1 protein-coding gene is annotated in these 792 nt (G+C 58.1%); it reads left to right on the top strand.

Translation table 11 applies throughout. The annotated features are described in order from the left end of the window. Positions 1-61: 61 nt before the first annotated feature. The coding region (locus AC1D1X_RS24745; protein WP_477699545.1) for an asparaginase at positions 62-792 on the top strand (731 nt) is incomplete at its 3' end.

The following is a 792-nucleotide window of genomic DNA, read 5'->3' as shown; positions in this document are numbered from 1 at the left end:
GTTTTAATATCCAGTAACTGTATTTTCATCCAGTTTTTAAAAGATTGCAAGTTTACGTTTTATGCATCCTCAAAATATTGTGATTCTGGGCACCGGCGGCACGATTGCCGGGCAGGCTGCGAGTGCGTCGGACAACATCGGCTATACCGCTGCCCAGGTGGGCGTTGAGCAACTTGTGGCGGCGGTCCCGCCTTTGGCCAGGTTCGGCCCCTTGATGACCGAGCAGGTCGCGCAGGTCGACAGCAAGGACATGAGCTTCGATGTATGGGTGCGGCTGGCCAGTCGGGTCAATCACTTTCTGGCCCAGCCGGACGTGCAGGGCATTGTCATCACGCACGGCACGGACACGCTGGAAGAAACGGCGTATTTCCTTCATGCGGTGTGCCGCCCCGATAAACCTGTGGTGCTGGCCTGTGCCATGCGGCCGGCGACTGCGCTGGTGCCTGACGGCCCCCAGAACATGCTGGATGCCATGGCGGTGGCGCGTCATGCTGGGGCAATGGGTGTTGTCGCGGTGTGTGCCGGAACCATCCACAGCGCGCTGGACGTGCAGAAAGTGCATACCTACAGGGTTGACGCTTTTGACTCCGGTGATGCGGGGCCGATTGGCTATGTGGAGGAAGGATTCCTCAGGTTAGTGAGAAATTGGCCGGAAACCCATGTGGAACGGGCGCAAGCAGCTATAAAAATAATAGCGAATTCCATGATTCCGCTCCAGTGGCCGCGCGTTGAGATTGTCATGAACCATGCCGGCGCCAGTGGTGCGATCGTGGACGCGTTGCTGGCACAGGG

Source organism: Polaromonas sp. P1_G4, assembly GCF_056405475.1.
The sequence above is the reverse complement of the archived record's forward strand: the minus strand, read 5'-3'. Positions and strand labels throughout refer to the sequence as shown.